This window comes from Methylophilus medardicus, assembly GCF_006363955.1.
Taxonomy (GTDB): Bacteria; Pseudomonadota; Gammaproteobacteria; order Burkholderiales; family Methylophilaceae; genus Methylophilus; species Methylophilus medardensis.
Map to the genome: position 1 here is coordinate 2,038,081 of NZ_CP040948.1, position 14,524 is coordinate 2,052,604.

General features: G+C 45.2%; 17 protein-coding genes and 1 tRNA gene. 8 read left to right on the forward strand and 10 right to left on the reverse strand.

The genetic code is table 11. From position 1 onward, the window contains the following. Nucleotides 1-75: 75 nt before the first annotated feature. Together FIT99_RS09660 and FIT99_RS09665 are read right to left on the reverse strand one after the other, a co-directional pair. Nucleotides 76-1,560, reverse strand: a complete 1,485-nt coding sequence (locus tag FIT99_RS09660) for a choice-of-anchor I family protein (RefSeq protein WP_140004091.1) — start codon at nucleotides 1,558-1,560, stop codon at nucleotides 76-78. A gap of 102 nt (nucleotides 1,561-1,662) precedes the next feature. Beyond that, complete coding sequence (locus tag FIT99_RS09665) at nucleotides 1,663-2,802, reverse strand: sugar phosphate nucleotidyltransferase (protein ID WP_140004727.1); 1,140 nt, start codon at nucleotides 2,800-2,802, stop codon at nucleotides 1,663-1,665. 156 nt (nucleotides 2,803-2,958) lie between these two features. Here FIT99_RS09665 and FIT99_RS09670 point away from each other — a divergent pair. The 4 genes from FIT99_RS09670 to FIT99_RS12380 all read left to right on the forward strand — a co-directional run bounded on the left by FIT99_RS09670 (nucleotide 2,959) and on the right by FIT99_RS12380 (nucleotide 4,333). After that, nucleotides 2,959-3,035 (forward strand) — tRNA-Arg (locus FIT99_RS09670). Between the two features lie 442 nt (nucleotides 3,036-3,477). Then, on the forward strand, nucleotides 3,478-3,876 hold the full coding sequence (locus FIT99_RS09675) for an AbrB/MazE/SpoVT family DNA-binding domain-containing protein (RefSeq protein WP_140004092.1): 399 nt from the start codon (nucleotides 3,478-3,480) through the stop codon (nucleotides 3,874-3,876). Nucleotides 3,877-3,891: 15 nt separating this feature from the next. Then, the gene (locus tag FIT99_RS09680) at nucleotides 3,892-4,098 is read left to right on the forward strand and encodes a hypothetical protein (RefSeq protein WP_140004093.1); all 207 of its coding nucleotides are present in this window, start codon (nucleotides 3,892-3,894) and stop codon (nucleotides 4,096-4,098) included. A gap of 67 nt (nucleotides 4,099-4,165) precedes the next feature. Then, complete coding sequence (locus tag FIT99_RS12380; protein ID WP_189524730.1) at nucleotides 4,166-4,333, forward strand: helix-turn-helix domain-containing protein; 168 nt, start codon at nucleotides 4,166-4,168, stop codon at nucleotides 4,331-4,333. Here the strand turns inward: FIT99_RS12380 and FIT99_RS09685 are convergent. The 7 genes from FIT99_RS09685 to FIT99_RS09715 form a co-directional block, all read right to left on the reverse strand. Further along, on the reverse strand, nucleotides 4,330-4,917 hold the full coding sequence (locus FIT99_RS09685) for an AbiV family abortive infection protein (protein ID WP_140004094.1): 588 nt from the start codon (nucleotides 4,915-4,917) through the stop codon (nucleotides 4,330-4,332). The two genes, FIT99_RS12380 and FIT99_RS09685, sit on opposite strands and share 4 nt — an antisense overlap. A 21-nt stretch (nucleotides 4,918-4,938) precedes the next feature. Then, complete coding sequence (locus FIT99_RS09690; RefSeq protein ID WP_140004095.1) at nucleotides 4,939-5,565, reverse strand: hypothetical protein; 627 nt, start codon at nucleotides 5,563-5,565, stop codon at nucleotides 4,939-4,941. Between the two features lie 27 nt (nucleotides 5,566-5,592). Further along, nucleotides 5,593-5,808 carry a YozE family protein gene (locus FIT99_RS09695; protein WP_189524731.1) on the reverse strand — a complete coding sequence of 72 codons (216 nt, stop codon included), beginning with the start codon at nucleotides 5,806-5,808 and terminating at the stop codon, nucleotides 5,593-5,595. 42 nt (nucleotides 5,809-5,850) lie between these two features. Then, nucleotides 5,851-6,567, reverse strand: a complete 717-nt coding sequence (locus FIT99_RS09700; protein WP_140004096.1) for an HNH endonuclease — start codon at nucleotides 6,565-6,567, stop codon at nucleotides 5,851-5,853. A gap of 71 nt (nucleotides 6,568-6,638) precedes the next feature. Next, the gene (locus tag FIT99_RS09705) at nucleotides 6,639-7,619 is read right to left on the reverse strand and encodes an abortive infection system antitoxin AbiGi family protein (protein WP_140004097.1); all 981 of its coding nucleotides are present in this window, start codon (nucleotides 7,617-7,619) and stop codon (nucleotides 6,639-6,641) included. Between the two features lie 69 nt (nucleotides 7,620-7,688). Beyond that, complete coding sequence (locus FIT99_RS12385) at nucleotides 7,689-7,895, reverse strand: LexA family transcriptional regulator (RefSeq protein ID WP_189524732.1); 207 nt, start codon at nucleotides 7,893-7,895, stop codon at nucleotides 7,689-7,691. A 78-nt stretch (nucleotides 7,896-7,973) separates the two neighbouring features. Further along, nucleotides 7,974-8,597, reverse strand: a complete 624-nt coding sequence (locus FIT99_RS09715) for a LexA family protein (RefSeq protein ID WP_140004098.1) — start codon at nucleotides 8,595-8,597, stop codon at nucleotides 7,974-7,976. Between the two features lie 283 nt (nucleotides 8,598-8,880). Here FIT99_RS09715 and FIT99_RS09720 point away from each other — a divergent pair, with 283 nt between their 5' ends. Genes FIT99_RS09720 through FIT99_RS09735 form a run of 4 tightly spaced genes read left to right on the forward strand, consistent with a single transcriptional unit; the run spans nucleotide 8,881 to nucleotide 13,705 of the window. After that, complete coding sequence (locus tag FIT99_RS09720; protein ID WP_140004099.1) at nucleotides 8,881-9,234, forward strand: helix-turn-helix domain-containing protein; 354 nt, start codon at nucleotides 8,881-8,883, stop codon at nucleotides 9,232-9,234. Nucleotides 9,235-9,274: 40 nt separating this feature from the next. Then, nucleotides 9,275-10,288, forward strand: a complete 1,014-nt coding sequence (locus FIT99_RS09725; RefSeq protein WP_140004100.1) for an AAA family ATPase — start codon at nucleotides 9,275-9,277, stop codon at nucleotides 10,286-10,288. Further along, nucleotides 10,218-12,809, forward strand: a complete 2,592-nt coding sequence (locus FIT99_RS09730) for a S8 family peptidase (RefSeq protein WP_140004101.1) — start codon at nucleotides 10,218-10,220, stop codon at nucleotides 12,807-12,809. Before FIT99_RS09725 ends, FIT99_RS09730 begins: the two co-directional genes overlap by 71 nt. Continuing rightward, a complete protein-coding gene (locus tag FIT99_RS09735) occupies nucleotides 12,809-13,705 on the forward strand; it encodes a hypothetical protein (protein WP_140004102.1) in 897 nt (298 codons plus the stop codon). Before FIT99_RS09730 ends, FIT99_RS09735 begins: the two co-directional genes overlap by 1 nt. On the opposite strand, the gene FIT99_RS09740 is transcribed toward FIT99_RS09735, so the two are convergent. Continuing rightward, a complete protein-coding gene (locus tag FIT99_RS09740) occupies nucleotides 13,702-14,505 on the reverse strand; it encodes a hypothetical protein (protein ID WP_140004103.1) in 804 nt (267 codons plus the stop codon). The two genes, FIT99_RS09735 and FIT99_RS09740, sit on opposite strands and share 4 nt — an antisense overlap. Nucleotides 14,506-14,524: the final 19 nt, after the last annotated feature.

Genomic DNA, 14,524 nt, shown 5'->3' on the forward strand with positions numbered 1-14,524 from the left:
CAACGTTTTCGCGCAACCAAAAAAAACAAATGGCCAAGCAGGTTGCCATGCTTGGCCAAATATAACAATGCGGGTTTATTGCTGACGACGGCGCATTGCAGCGATACCAACCAAGCCTAAGCCCAGCATGGCAGCAGAACCTGGCTCAGGCACAGCACTGACTCTGAACAAAGAGGTCGTGTTAGAAGCCTCATTCGCAAAGGCCAAGAAAACCGCGCCATCCTTTTCAAACGCGACCAAACCTTCTGGGGCCAAATCGCCCTCTGAGACGATCATGTCAATAAAACTGACCTTGGTTGGATCGGTGATATCAAACAGCGCGATCGCGCCCTTGAGCGTTCTCTCGAGTCCTACCGCAGCAATGGTGCGGCCACCCAGCGTAAACAAATCTACGCCTTCTGGCTCCACGCCTTTGTCACGGCTACGGGCATCATCGTAAATGCCACGCGCGAACGCCTCTTTGTCGAGAATATCGCCACTGTCGTAAACCAAGTTACCATCGGCATCGCGGATGCTAAAGGAGCGTGCCCCTGCGGCATACAAATCACCAACAGATGAATCCGTATTGGAGACACGGATATTGGCTAACGCGCCGCTACCGCCCAGGCCGCTGGCTGCTGAACGGTCACCGTCATCCTCACGGAAATCACCTTCGTTTGCTGTGACCAGATACGTAACGCCAGCCACGTCATAGGTAGCAATGCCGTCAGGCATGTACAAGCCTTTCACATTCGGGCTAATAAAACTCACGCTATTGTTATTGAGCGGGTCAATACTGTTGCCCGGTGCGCTAAAGTCTTTAACACCCAAGCCCACCACTTTAGTGAACGATTGGGTTTTTAAATCGAGAACGCCAATCGCGTTGGCCTCTTGCAAGGTGACATATGCCTTGCTGCCATCCGCACTCACGGCAATATATTCTGGCTCAAAATCCATGCCGGTATTGGTACGGATATGGCTACCACTGGTAGGCACGCCCGCCAATGTCGCCGTGGCTGAAACACTACGGCTAGCAACATCGATAATTGTGACGCTACCTGCAGGATCGTTTGCTGGAGCGCCATAAACACGCGGCACACTGCTGCCGATGCGGCTACCATAAGTGTCAGGCGTGCCTTCATTTGCTACCAAAATTTTGGTGCCATCCGGTGTAAATGTGAGCATATCTGGCAACGCGCCTACGTTAAAGCTGTTGGTCCCTGCGGCCAAACTTCTGCTAGTGGTATCGTAAAGCTGCACAATGCCGGCATTGGAGCGCGTGGTGTTTTCAATCGCAAACGCAGCCAACCCATTATGAATGCTCACACTGTTGATATTGCCATAAGCACTCGTATCAATACGTTGCAGCAAATTACCATTCGTTGCATTCAACACATCCACGCCTTTGACGCCAGCCACCCACAAGGTATTTGTGAGTGCGTCAAACGCGGGGATTTCTGACAAATAACCGCTACCGCTGTGGCTAAATGTCCATTCTTTGCTAATTTGATAGGTTGTTGCGGCCTCTGCCATGCTCATGCTGGCGAACAATAAGCCCATTACTAAAGTCATTTTTTTCATGTGTGTACCCTCTCCTCAAAACTAAAAAGAGCATAGTTACGTCACATGACAAAGCCTTGACAGTTCCGTGGCAGAAACATGGCAACGGACTACCAGTGCAATTTAAAGTCGGGCGTAAGCGTAATTCTGTGGATAGACGACTTTTTCGCGGGCGTCAGTCCAAATAATGTCGCAGTTATCGTCGTCCATGTGCATCATGCGACCATTGCGGTCAACACAATATTCACCACAAACGATACGATCCTCAATCGCATAGCCTTGGGCAATACGCGTGTAATCAAACAAAATCGAGCGAATCACCGTGGTATCTCGCTGCAAATGGCAACCGTTGTTAATCCAGGTAGGGCCGACAATACGGGTATTTTTATCAATGTGCGAACCGGAGCCAATATATACCGGCCCCTCAATCTGCGTGTGCTCCCAATCAATATGCACATTGAGCCCCACCCACACCCCCGGCCTCACCTGCTTGCCCGGAATCGGCATCGACGGAAAAAAGCCCTGCATCATCTGCTGCATCACCAACCAATAATCGCTCACCACACCAATATCGATCCAGTTAAACGGATGTTGAATCGCGTAAAACGGCAAGCCGCGCTGCACCAGCAAAGGAAACAAATCTGAGCCAATATCAAACTCACTGCCTGATGGAATCAGATCCAGCACCTCGGGTTCAAAAATATAAATACCCGTACTCGCCCAATTAGAGCGTGCCTCTAGCTGCGTTGGCTTCTCTTGAAACGAAATGATGCGGCCCTCGCTATTTGTGACCACAATGCCATAGCCCGACACCTTATCCATCGGCACCTGCATCGTCACCAAACTCGCCAGCGCGCCTTTTTCTTTGTGCTCTTTCACCGCACGAGTAATGTCGAGGTCAATAATCGCATCCCCACACAACACGATAGTCGTCTCATCAAAAAAGCCGCTAAAATCCTGGATTTTGCGCATGCCACCCGCAGACCCCACCGCATGCGGCACGATGTTGCCATCAACAATATCGCCCTCAAACGAATAGCCAATATTCACCCCAAAGCGATGGCCATCCTCAAAATAATCCTGAATTTTCTGATGCAGATAACTCACATTGATCATCACATCAGCCACCCCATGCAACGCCAGATGCTCAATCAAATAAGCCATCACCGGCTTCCCCAGCACCGGAATCATCGGCTTTGGCAATTCATAAGTCAGCGGCCGCACACGCGTACCCTTACCCGCGGCCAAAATCATGGCTTTCATCATGCAATACCCTTAAACAGTTATAACGTTTAGCGCCAAGCATAGTCACCCACTATGACAACATTATTGCAACGGCGCGCTATGCCGCGTAGCCAACGCACAAAATTGCTACCCACCCTCAAGGCAAAGCGACTTATTTGCTATAATGGCAGGATTGCGCCCGTAGCTCAGCTGGATAGAGTATTGGTTTCCGAAGCCAAGGGTCGTGAGTTCGAATCTCGCCGGGCGCACCAAATATTGAAACGGCTCATTCCATTATGTCACTAGAAGCATAACTTGGCCGTTACGGCCACTTTATGCTTCCACTCCCTAAACACCCTTTAGTCGTTCCGACTCACGGCCAAGTTATGGTTCCGACCCACGGCCACATTTTGGTTCCGTGAATTGTTGAGAAAACACTGCTAAACTTTTCTTCCTTACTCAATCCAGGAATGGGGTAAGCAAGTGAGTCACAATCAAATTCAAGAAACATCGGTGCGACTAGAGGCAGATACTCTAGTATCTGTTAGTCCAGAGACAGCATACAAACTCGTAGAGATCATGGAGTCCAATTCACTAGAGGAATTGATTCAGCTATTACTGCGCAATTTGGCGGGTGAGACAGGTGTAATACCCACAAGCTCATTGATCTTATATCCCTTAAGAGGGAGATATTTGCCCTGAAGGAGTTAGGTAATGGAAGATAGCGAAAACGAACTTACTTTTCAATTCGAAGCAGACTCTGAATATTCAGTTAGTTTGGAAACAGCAACTTCGCTAATGACAATCGTCGGCGCACCCTCTTTAGAGGCATTGATTCAACATTCACTTGCACTGTTAAGGGATCATCTTGAAATTGCGTACCCCAAAGAAGCAGAAGAAATATCTACTTCCGAGCACTGGTGCAATATCGCTCGGCAACTTCCCAACGGTATAAACGTGGGAGTGATATCGGGATTCATCAATAGAAATACCCAAAATAATGCACAAGTTAGTAATGAATACTCATTGCAAGAGTTAATGTCTGATGTCACTGATGAAAATAAGCATGAGCATATAGACTTTGGAAAACCTATCGGGAAAGACATGCCATGAAGAAATGAGGTGTAAATGGAATTCGAAATTTTAATCAGTGTGGGCTTAACACCTGAAGAGGCTAAAGAGAGCGTTTTAGAAGCATGCCGTAAATACGAGCAAGGTGAAAAATACGTTGTTAAACAATTAGCAGTTAATACGTGGGACCAGTTTTACGCGCTGTTTTCACCGATAGGCCTGTTGCAAATGGAATCGTTTATTAAGGATAACGACATTAGCTGATGAAAGCCTGTGCGATTACAAACCATTAGACCCTACCAGCCAAGACAAGACTTTAAATGTGTCAGCTTTGAAGTTATTTGACCCGGCGGAATATATCAATAGTGCTGAGGATGTGGTGCATTTTTTAAAAGAAACTCTTCAAGAAAATGATCCAGTTGCATTAGCGGAAGGTTTAGATATTATCTTTAGATCAGAAGGGTTCTCCAAACTATCTGAAGACAAAGCGCCACTTTAAAGTCTAAAAAATCGCTCTAGTGCATCCTTGTCACCAAGCAATAGGGCCACATTGTCCTGAAATTTCTCAGTATCTAACAGGCTCTTTTCAGCATCCTCCCTTGTAAACTTTTTAGGAAGACTTTGGATTTTTCCATCTTTCGTAATGGAAACGTACAAGGCATCTTGTTTACAACGATCTTTCACCTTCTGTCTCAGCTGCGCCTTTTCCGCAGCTACTATATCTCTCACTTTATTTGCATCGGGATATGCTGACTTAAAGCCTCCCAACGCCCGTGCTCTGGCTTTCTCCCATTCAATATAGTTAACTACAGCTTGTGCAAGACCTTGTTTGGAAGCGTGATCACGTAGCGAGTTGTAAACGGTTGAGTCCCATCGCAGATTCTCTGCGCTCTGTTTTAATACAAAAGCTTTAGACAATTCTTCTTCAGCGAGTATGGCTAGTGCCAATGCACTTGAGTAACGGTGAGATTCAAAAAACAGGCGGGCATCTTTAATCAGCTCGCAGCCATGGTCATAGACCGCTTGAGCAGAAATTTCGAGATCGTTTTTTAATTTCTCATCGACTGATCTTGTCCAACTCATCTTATAACCTGCATTAGATAATCACGATTTGGATTGAGTTTCTAACGGCACTGGTGCTGAAGGAGTAGGTATCACGCGCACGCGCTGTGCAGCTTCAAAGCGAGCTTTTTCAATTGCTGATAATTGTTCAACCAAGTATTGCATTGGAGTCCATCTGACATCTGCTCTCTTCGGAAAGCCAGCATGAGTTTTCAGCTTATCAGCTAACATCAATGCGTTGATTCCCAAGTTGGCATATTGAAATTGCCGCTCTTCAAAGCAGTCGCTAAAGTCTGGTGGAACATCAAATTCACAGACGCTGCGTATCTTGTCATTGGCCGCTTCAGCTTTATGAGGCAAGTCCAATACTTCATACATAATGTCTTGAGGCAATGCTGTCCACTCACCTTTGATTAATAACGGCTCGAATTTCGGGACGGGCACTTGAACACTGTTAAATCCATTTGCATCAGGCTGCCCCTCACATAGTCCATCATCACCGACTACATCTGCACACGCAGAAGCATATCGCTCAAGTTCAAACGAAACCAATGTAGCTAAATACTTAGCATCTTTTTCGTCTTTCTTTTTTTGGAAATAATAGTCTTTGAATACAGTTATCAATGCCCCGATGATGACACCTAGTAAGCCAATAATTGCAGATTCCATGATTCAATTCCCTTGCAGTAATTGGGCCTAGAACGTAGAAAACTCCGACCAAGCCTGATCAAAACTCAGAATGGCTTCTCTACTCGCATGCATACGAATCAGGTAAGCCATCCACTCATCATGACTTGCTTCACCTTTGGGAGCGCGATCATCTCGCTTTACGTCTAATGCCAAGTCACCAACAGGATCATTTCTATCAGATAGCGATATAAGCCAGTTATAAAAGTTATTGCTGTTAGTCACATAGATCCAATTCAATGTTTTATGAATATTGAAAAATTGATACTACATCTCAACTAGCTTCTTCACCAAGTCTTGGTTTCCGGTGACGACAATAATTTCAGAGGAGCTGGCTGAGTCCTTATCAGTGCTATCTGCGAGCATCAACCCGCCATAAAAACGAAGTCGCCATACAGTTTCTAATCTTGGGCGCATCCTGATCAAGCCAGTATAAGTCACTGTGTCGTTTCCCAGGGCATGGTGGATAGGGTTGCTTTCAGGATGCTGGAAAAGATGGTCGTACATTGCTGATAGCTTAGCTGATGGAAAAATACTCCCACTAGCCTGGCCCTCATTTAGATAGAGGTCAAAATGATGTAATGCGAGACCACGACCGACCAAGGCGAAGAATTGTGCTGCACGTTTAGCATCGAAGGGTAAAGACATGGTTTGCTGCCAGGTATCATTCTCAAATGCCCATGCATTCCCTCTGCCTGCATCCAGCTCTTTATATAACTTCTGATTCCGCTGAAGCCTGGGTGGTACGTGATCGTTCAGATTTACGCTGGCATCTGCATGCCTGCCGCCGAAAGGCAGCAAGGCAGTCAAATAATGCTCAAGCTGACTTTTCAGGTTGTTACAGGCCTCGCAAGCGGGAACCTGCGGTAGATTGGCGCGAGCATCAGGCAAAAAGAATTCACGCGCAAAGATATGATCCCCTGTTGTAGCAGGATTTGCTGTGCAATATGCACATGGTTTACCACGAAACCGTTTTGTACCCATCTGAATTTGGGAAGCTTTTCCGCTAATCGCTATTCTTAAAAACAAAGACCATTTTGATTCATTTGATGCTTTTAAGCAGGGGTATGGATTGGGATTGCACCGCCAACAATCGCCCTAATTTGGTCATGGATGGTACTAGGGGCATAAATTGCCTCAATGTGATCTAATGGATTCCAATTCTCAGTAGTTGGTTGATATATTAATGCTAGCTCTTTACGTTGCTGTGTTTTTCCATCGACCTTAACAGATTTATTCCAGAAAGTTGGGTCAACAGCAATTACTTTTTTAATTTCTTCAGGCGTAAGGGTGCGACCAAGAGGTTTCCCATTAATATTTAAGTCTCCAGCGATGATGCGCCACTCTCGCAAGCGATAATATCCCAGGCTCTCATTGTTATGAAGATTATCTGTTGGATAAAACATGTTCAAAAAAATATTAAACATGCCAATACTGTGATCAAACGGGATATTGTTATAGCCCACATACTGTAGAAGTCCTTTAGCATCTGCGGCTTTTATCTTGAAAATCGCATCAACTTTACCCTGTGAGTTGGTATTTGTTAGTTCTAATAAGTAATCTGGATCAATTGGGGTTCCCTGAAGCTTGCTCTGAACAGTTGTTGCGTCACTTGAAACTTTCAGTTCTTGAAATTGCGACATCACATGTTTGGTGGCAGAAGCTGCTTTAACAGCAAAGGTAGCTAACTCACTGAGCGGACCACCAGTGCCTTGCGGCGAGTATATAACTGGCATAGCACCCACATCGCGAAGTACAGTTTTATCAAATGAGAGAGCAATTGGTCCAAATTGCTTAGAGTGTTCTTTCAATTCTGAAGCATTGATTTCAGTGAAACACACTCTTCTTTGCAGAATTTGAAGCGGTTTTTTGTTAAGTCCCATCATTTCGGAATTCCATTCAACCACCTCTGGTGCCATCACGAATCCTAACTCTTTAATAAGCGTCAAAATTTTTAGTGCTCTTTGTTGAACTTGAACTTCGGATTCGTCTTTTTGAGGTCTAGGGAAGCTATGAATAAAGCTGGTTGGCTGCATGTTAGTTACCTAAATGATTATTTTTGATGGGTGACACATTTTACTTATACTCCGCATGAGGTTGAAGCTTCAACCTGAAATCAGAGTAAAATCATAGGCACGATTCACAATCAGTCTGCATTCTGGATGGATACCAGCATCAACCATGGAGTCGGCATCCCTTGCAACGTGAACGATGAAGGTAGCTGGCGGATCTTTAATAAGAAACTCCTGGAGATCAAGATCCTTCATTTTCATAATCTTGAGCCGCCGATACAAACCTTGATTGACCTGCATTAACCTTACCATCGTAGAAAGGGATGATAATCGGTGAAGGGCTAAGCTCAAGTTGAGTAATTAGAGATATCTCATGGCTCATTTGAATCTCCTGAATGAACCCGTGACAACACCCGTGATTTCAAACTCCATCTGCTTTGTGATTAAGATAGGTGCATATTTGCCTGAAGAGTTTTCCGGCAACAGTTTGGGTAAGCCATTGGGTTGTTTAGATAGAGTTTTGACGGTGAACTCACCATCAATCATTGCAAGTACGATATCTCCCAGTGAGGCTTGCTTCCCTTTCACGACGATAGCTTTATCACCGGGCATCAGACCAGCCTCAATCATGGACTCCCCCTGAATGGTGATAAAGAAAGTGTCATTGCCATCCCTAATCAGGTACTCATACATGTCGATTTGCTCTTCGACATCGTTATCAGCAGGCGCTGGCAAGCCTGCAGGCACCTTGGATTGATACAACGGCAAACTCAGGCTTGGCAAACCTAATACTGGTTCGGAAAATTCATCTACCGCATCCAGATTGTCCTTTTGCTCAGCCTGTCTTTGCTTCTTTGCATAAGACTCAAGAAAATCAATAATCACTGGTTTCTGGCTATTAGGCACACGAATAACGGACGTTTCCTCACGGAACGTGCCTGACCCTACTTTTCTGCCGGAGCCGGGTTTCCTGGTAGTGATTTTTCTGTTGTCATTTTTCATGTTTTTTATTGTAACAAAAATAAATATTTTATTGTAACAATAAAATTTAATGTTTATACTGACCTCATTGTATTGGTGACAAGTGCAAAGTATTTAAAATACGTAAACCGTTATTTTTTAGACATGCAACAATATCTAACCAAAAGAAATGTTCTAAATTAAAGTGCACATAAAGTGCTACATAAACGCCACATAACTGTATCGCTTTAATAATATATGTAGCACTTTGTTGCGTTTTAATGTGAAAGTGATACAATACCTCTTGGTAAACAAGGGTTGGTAAATGCCAAGAGTTAAGGTAGATAGTGAGTTGCTTGCTGAGGTGCAAGCGCTCGAAGCGGCGATTGGCAATCAGTCGAAATTAGCTCATATGCTTGGCGTAGACCGATCAACACTTTTGCGTTTTTGTAGCACGGGTAAAGCGATTGATAAGACCCGCGAAACAATGCGAAAAGGGTTAATACGCTACAAAAATGAAACAACTGGTAGCTCTGAAAAAGTAAGTGCATCCATCGGTGCGACTTTGACAGGAAACATACAAGAAGATATGCAAATGCTACGCTCGTTATGCACCACGGTTCTCACCGTATTAGATGGGTATGAGAAACTTTTAGCAAATGGGACAAACAATAATTAAAGGCACATAAAGTGCTTACTCCGGGTGGAGGTGAAGAAAAATGGCAACCAAGGCACAACAGGACAGAGCAGCACTAGAACGGACAATGAACGCAATCATTGCGAGTTCCAGAAAAAATAAGCAACCACAGCTCATTGGGCTGGAGGAATCGGTTGCTCAAGCGACACCAGCCAGCATTGCATTGCCGGATCGTGTTGCTGAGCTTGTGTATGACATTCCAGCACGCCGCAAGCTGGATGAACTTGTACTGACCGAAGAGATTGTCAGCGAAGTTGAAGAATTCATTCATGAATACTCCAACACCGACTTGTTACGCTCTCACTCTATAGAACCTCGCCATACAGTTCTCCTTAAAGGACCTCCAGGTAACGGAAAGACGAGCCTCGCAGAAGTATTTGCAACTGAGCTGGATTTACCTTTGCTGTCTGTTCGTTACGATGCAATCATTGATAGCTACCTGGGAGAGACTGCCAGCCGCTTGAAACGCCTGATCGACTTTGCAGAACAAACGCCTTGTGTCCTTTTCTTTGATGAATTTGATGCACTTGGCAAAGAGCGTAGTGACGTTCAGGAAACTGGCGAAATCAAACGCGTGATCAGTTCCTTGCTCGTTCAGATGGACCGTTTACCGTCCCATACGATTGTTGTGTGTGCCACTAACCATCCTGAGTTACTGGATCGTGCTGTTTGGCGTCGTTTTGAATTGAAACTGGAGATTAATCCACCTGACAAATCACAACTGATGAAGTGGTTTGCAAATTTCAAGAAATCCATGGGCAAAGCAAGTGTTGGTATTAACGCTGAAGACTTTGCAAAATACATGGAAGGTGAAACAATGGCTGGCGTGGAATCGTTTATTTTAGACGTTCGGCGTAAAATAATTTTATCGAAAGGTAAGCTCACTGCTTCCGATGCGATAAAGAATGTACTGAGTAGGTTGAAGAAAACAATAAATACTAACAATATTGCGGGGTCTCAGGCTCATGGCAACTCAACATCCAATCGTGCGCATCGCACGAGATCAGGCAGCAAAAAAACGAATTCCGGGACGTAAGCCTCGGTTTCCGAGAGCTATTGGTTACGAAAAACAAGGGCAGAGATTATCAAAAACATTTGATACAGCTGCAAAGTCACTAGCAGAATGGGAGAAAGGCGCTAAAATCAGCGCCGATCCTAGAGCAGTGGTTCCAGAGCGTGCCCTTGTTTTTGATTTGCTTGGTCCTGTAGCAGACTTCCAACTGGCCGCACAAGCCTTGGGGCTTGAATGGCTAACAGGACAGCGTAAAAGCGAAGATGGCGATGAAGAGACCGCCGATGATGACGAGGAACTTCAAAGTCAAACCATCTACGTCACAATGCCAAGCCTTGCGGGTTTGCAAAAACTCCTGGCGATGTGGAATCGCTACCAAAAAGGCCAAAAACCAGAGAAACCTGAAGCCCCTTTCTGGAAAATATTTGAATGGCTATATGACCTTCGTGTCTGGTCCATTAAAGATAGAGTCGATCCTGCTTTAACCAACTTCATCAACAAACTCCTGAAAGAACAACCTGACCGCGTTGTGCAGGTAGAACTGGACTTTTGGTATCGAAATGCCAAAGAACGCCGTGATAGTGCGATTACCACTCTGCAAACGATGCTGGATGAGGTTGGTGGCACTCTCATAGATTTAGTTGAAATTGAAGAAATTCGCTATCAAGGTGCCCTCGTTGCCATTCCTGCCAAGGTTGCCAGCGAGCTGGCGGAGCGAAATGGGAAATTAGGTGGTTTGGATGAAATCATGACCATCCGGCCCCAATCACAATATGCAGACGATGCTCCTGAAGACGAAAATGCTGAAGCAGAAGCAGGCTACGACTTCGGAGATAATCCACCCACCGGAGAATGTATTACTGCCGTTTTGGATGGCTATCCAATTGAGAACCACGAAGCACTAGCGGGCCGCGTCATCATTGAAGAAGTAGATGTTACTGGCGCGCAAGTGCCTGCATTGAACAGAGAACATGGAACAGCCATGGCTTCCATGATCCTGCATGGGGATCTGGGGGCATTGCCGCCAGCTTCCATCAATCGGAAAATCGCATCGTTTCCGATTCTAACCATGAGTAAAAATGCTGAAGTGATTGCATCGAACAAACTAGCGATAGGTATTGTTCACAGGGCACTTCAAAGAATCGTAGCGCATGCGGAATCCGATAGTCCACTGCGAAATATTACGGTGATCAATCACTCTATTTGCGATACGAATGCACCATTCGTCCGCAGGCCTTCTCCATGGGCCATGCTCTTGGACTTCTACAGCCATCATCATCGATTATTGTTCGTCATCAGTGGTGGGAACATTTACTCGAAATTTCCAGTAACTAACTATGCAAACAATGCTGCATTCTTAGCGGCCACGCCTGCCGAAAGGGAGGCAAGTTTAGTCAATGCTATTGAAAAGGCCAAAGGTACACGGTCGATTTTAAGTCCAGCTGAGTCAGTGAACTCGATCACTGTGGGCGCATTGCATGAAGAGGTGAATACCAATGCCCCTCAAAATGCAACAGACCCCTATCCAAGCTTTGTCATGACCAATCTAGCCTCTTCCGTAGGTTTTGGTGTCAATAGAAGTATCAAACCAGACGTGGTTGAACAAGGTGGCCGATTTGCAGTTCGCGGGTCGAATCATCCTGGTGGATATGTTGAGGTTCATCCGCATGTCACTTCAGACTTCGGCCAGGTGGCTGCATGTCCATCCAAAACAGGGGATTTACAGGCGACAAGAAGATCAGCAGGGACAAGTAATTCTACTGCACTTATCACTCGCACGTGTAATCTGATTGCTGACGCTTTAGATGAAGTATTTGAGAATGATGGATTGAGATGGCTGGATATGGGTACACGCGTGCCTATCTTGAAAGCACTCTTGACGCATAGTTGCCAATGGGGCGATATCGGCAAAGTATTGGAGGTGGCATTTCCACCCCAAGGTCGTTATGTCTGGTCAAAGCGTAGAGATTCAGTCGCCAAGTTTTTAGGGTATGGAAGACCACAAGTTGAAGATGTCTTGGCGGGAAATAACAGGAGAATCACCTTATTGGGCGATGATGTTATCAAGCCAGAGGAACGCCATGTGTACACCATCCCCATTCCCAAATCCATGTTCAGATCGCGTGAAATCAAGAAAATCAAAATCACGCTTGCATGGACTGCCCCAGTATTGACCAGCATGGCCGATTACCGTGGCGTTGCACTGAGAGTGGTTGATGAACATGGTAGAGCAGACTTCTGGGAGGGATGCGAAAGAGGTGGCGCACTGCAACCTAATGGCGATACAACAGCGAGAGGCACTGTGATGCACTTACAAATGGAAGGTAAAGTTGCCAAACAACTGAAAGACAACAACCAGAACTTAACTATTTGCGTACAAGCCCGTGCGTTGCATGATTCTCTGATAAATGCGCCGATTCCATATGCATTAGCCATATCCATTGAAGTAGGACAATCGATCACGGCGAATATTTATCAAGAAGTGCAAGAGAACATCAGAGTGCCGCAACGCATTAGACAACGTGATCGTGTAGGGGGAGCATAATGCCCGTATTTGATATAGCAGACTCTTTAGGCAGCCAGTCTAATGAAGACATCGCAGCATATTTAACCGACATTGGAGACCTTGCTGCCGCTCAAGACTTCATTGGGGCTAACGTTGCAGGACAGGGAGGAATGTTTCCAACTAGAGCATGGAAACATGCCGGGGTAAGCGTTGGTTTTATTGATCCTGCAAACGCTCCAGCAAATGGGGTCTACACGATCCAAAGAGCCAGTGCAATCCAAGCAGATACTTCTCTCATAGGTCAATCACTCAAGATAACGCTGGACCATTTTTATGTGCATAATTACCCCGGCAATGGTATCCATACTGTCTTGTTTGATTTTTTGGGAAAAGCCCAAATTGCGCAGACCGTAGAAGAATTACACCATCCAGTAAAAGTAATGGTGGCTGATGGAGCGCATGCGGGTGTTGTCAGCACCCCTATTTTCTTGGGCTTGAACGTAGAACCTAATGGAGTGGCTTTTGAAGGCCGAACCATCTGTGTTGAGAGTAGTGACGATAACTTCGTTTTATCAGCTTTTGACTCTCCGGTTTTTAAGGCTGGTCTTGCAATCGTTCATGCCGCCAAACCAGTGTTAAAGCCTTATACAGCGTTAACAATAGCAGCCATCACGGCCATCATGAAGAGGAAACAAAATACTCAAGTGCATAGTTTCGATTTGGGTTTAGATTTCGCTCAAAATATCACTTCAAACAAATTGAAATTAGGGTCATATTTGGTGATTCAGTCTGATGACCAAATTGATATGAATAATTATCGCTGGAATCAAAATACTTCTCGGTTGGAACATTTTCTTGGGCCAAACCAACAAATCGATTTCAACTACTTGATTATCGGAGTAACCAACTACCAGGCACCAGCTTTGGTGCCTTAGCTTTTATTCCCAAGCATCGTTTTGAATGCCTTATACAACACCGGCTTTGCCAGCGTTTTACCTTCCAGCAAAAGCCGGTTATTCACCTTCCTGTTACTCACATAAACACCGCTTGCCTTTAACTCGTCCACAATGAGCTTCACCTTATTTACTGAAGACTCCTGATTGATAATGCCTGAGATTCGTTTGTAGTCTGCATGTTTTGAAGATATCCGTGCGCATTGTTCAGGAAACCAGTATCTCAAGCATGACCCGGTAAAGTTGAGCAACTTGGCAATTTCGGATAATGGCCGATGCTCGTTTCTGTCTTCTGCAAACTTGGTCAGAGTTTCTAACAACTCAATTCTTTGAGCTGCCACTAGTAAAGGTCTTTCCGCCCGGTCCAACATCTTTTCGGGGAGTTTTCTTAAGACACGACCACTGAATTCATATGCTTGAGTTTCATTCAGGAAAACATCACTCAGGAACATATCCAAGCCATAGCAGACTGATAGAAGCTGCGGCAAGGAAGGCTTCTCTCCCTTGTTTAACCAACCTTTGATCGCCCAACTACTCAACCCAATTTGCTTACAAAAAGTGGTACCGATTCCATTGGCGTAATGACTGATGGCTTGCCTGAGAAATTTAGTGAGAGCGTCTACCGTAGCGACATTATCCCATTCATTCAGATGGCAGATCAGGTCTTCTATCGCGTAAAACACCCAATAGTCGAATTCGGAATATTCAACCATTTCATCGTCAGCCCGAACATTCAGACCCTGATAGCAATAAGCACATCTCGAAAGATCAGGATAATGCATGATATAGGGCTGAACAGTG

Bases quoted from the DNA above. Each gene is read 5' to 3' on its own strand.
- FIT99_RS09720 (WP_140004099.1), top strand. From the start codon at position 8,881: ATGCCAAGAGTTAAGGTAGATAGTGAGTTGCTTGCTGAGGTGCAAGCG.
- FIT99_RS09700 (WP_140004096.1), bottom strand. From the start codon at position 6,567: ATGGGTACAAAACGGTTTCGTGGTAAACCATGTGCATATTGCACAGCA.
- FIT99_RS09735 (WP_140004102.1), top strand. From the start codon at position 12,809: ATGCCCGTATTTGATATAGCAGACTCTTTAGGCAGCCAGTCTAATGAA.
- FIT99_RS09680 (WP_140004093.1), top strand. From the start codon at position 3,892: ATGGAATTCGAAATTTTAATCAGTGTGGGCTTAACACCTGAAGAGGCT.
- FIT99_RS09665 (WP_140004727.1), bottom strand. From the start codon at position 2,802: ATGAAAGCCATGATTTTGGCCGCGGGTAAGGGTACGCGTGTGCGGCCG.
- FIT99_RS09715 (WP_140004098.1), bottom strand. From the start codon at position 8,597: ATGAAAAATGACAACAGAAAAATCACTACCAGGAAACCCGGCTCCGGC.
- FIT99_RS09660 (WP_140004091.1), bottom strand. From the start codon at position 1,560: ATGAAAAAAATGACTTTAGTAATGGGCTTATTGTTCGCCAGCATGAGC.
- FIT99_RS09740 (WP_140004103.1), bottom strand. From the start codon at position 14,505: ATGCATTATCCTGATCTTTCGAGATGTGCTTATTGCTATCAGGGTCTG.
- FIT99_RS09690 (WP_140004095.1), bottom strand. From the start codon at position 5,565: ATGGAATCTGCAATTATTGGCTTACTAGGTGTCATCATCGGGGCATTG.
- FIT99_RS09685 (WP_140004094.1), bottom strand. From the start codon at position 4,917: ATGAGTTGGACAAGATCAGTCGATGAGAAATTAAAAAACGATCTCGAA.
- FIT99_RS09675 (WP_140004092.1), top strand. From the start codon at position 3,478: ATGGAAGATAGCGAAAACGAACTTACTTTTCAATTCGAAGCAGACTCT.
- FIT99_RS12385 (WP_189524732.1), bottom strand. From the start codon at position 7,895: ATGCAGGTCAATCAAGGTTTGTATCGGCGGCTCAAGATTATGAAAATG.
- FIT99_RS09730 (WP_140004101.1), top strand. From the start codon at position 10,218: ATGGCAACTCAACATCCAATCGTGCGCATCGCACGAGATCAGGCAGCA.
- FIT99_RS09725 (WP_140004100.1), top strand. From the start codon at position 9,275: ATGGCAACCAAGGCACAACAGGACAGAGCAGCACTAGAACGGACAATG.
- FIT99_RS09705 (WP_140004097.1), bottom strand. From the start codon at position 7,619: ATGCAGCCAACCAGCTTTATTCATAGCTTCCCTAGACCTCAAAAAGAC.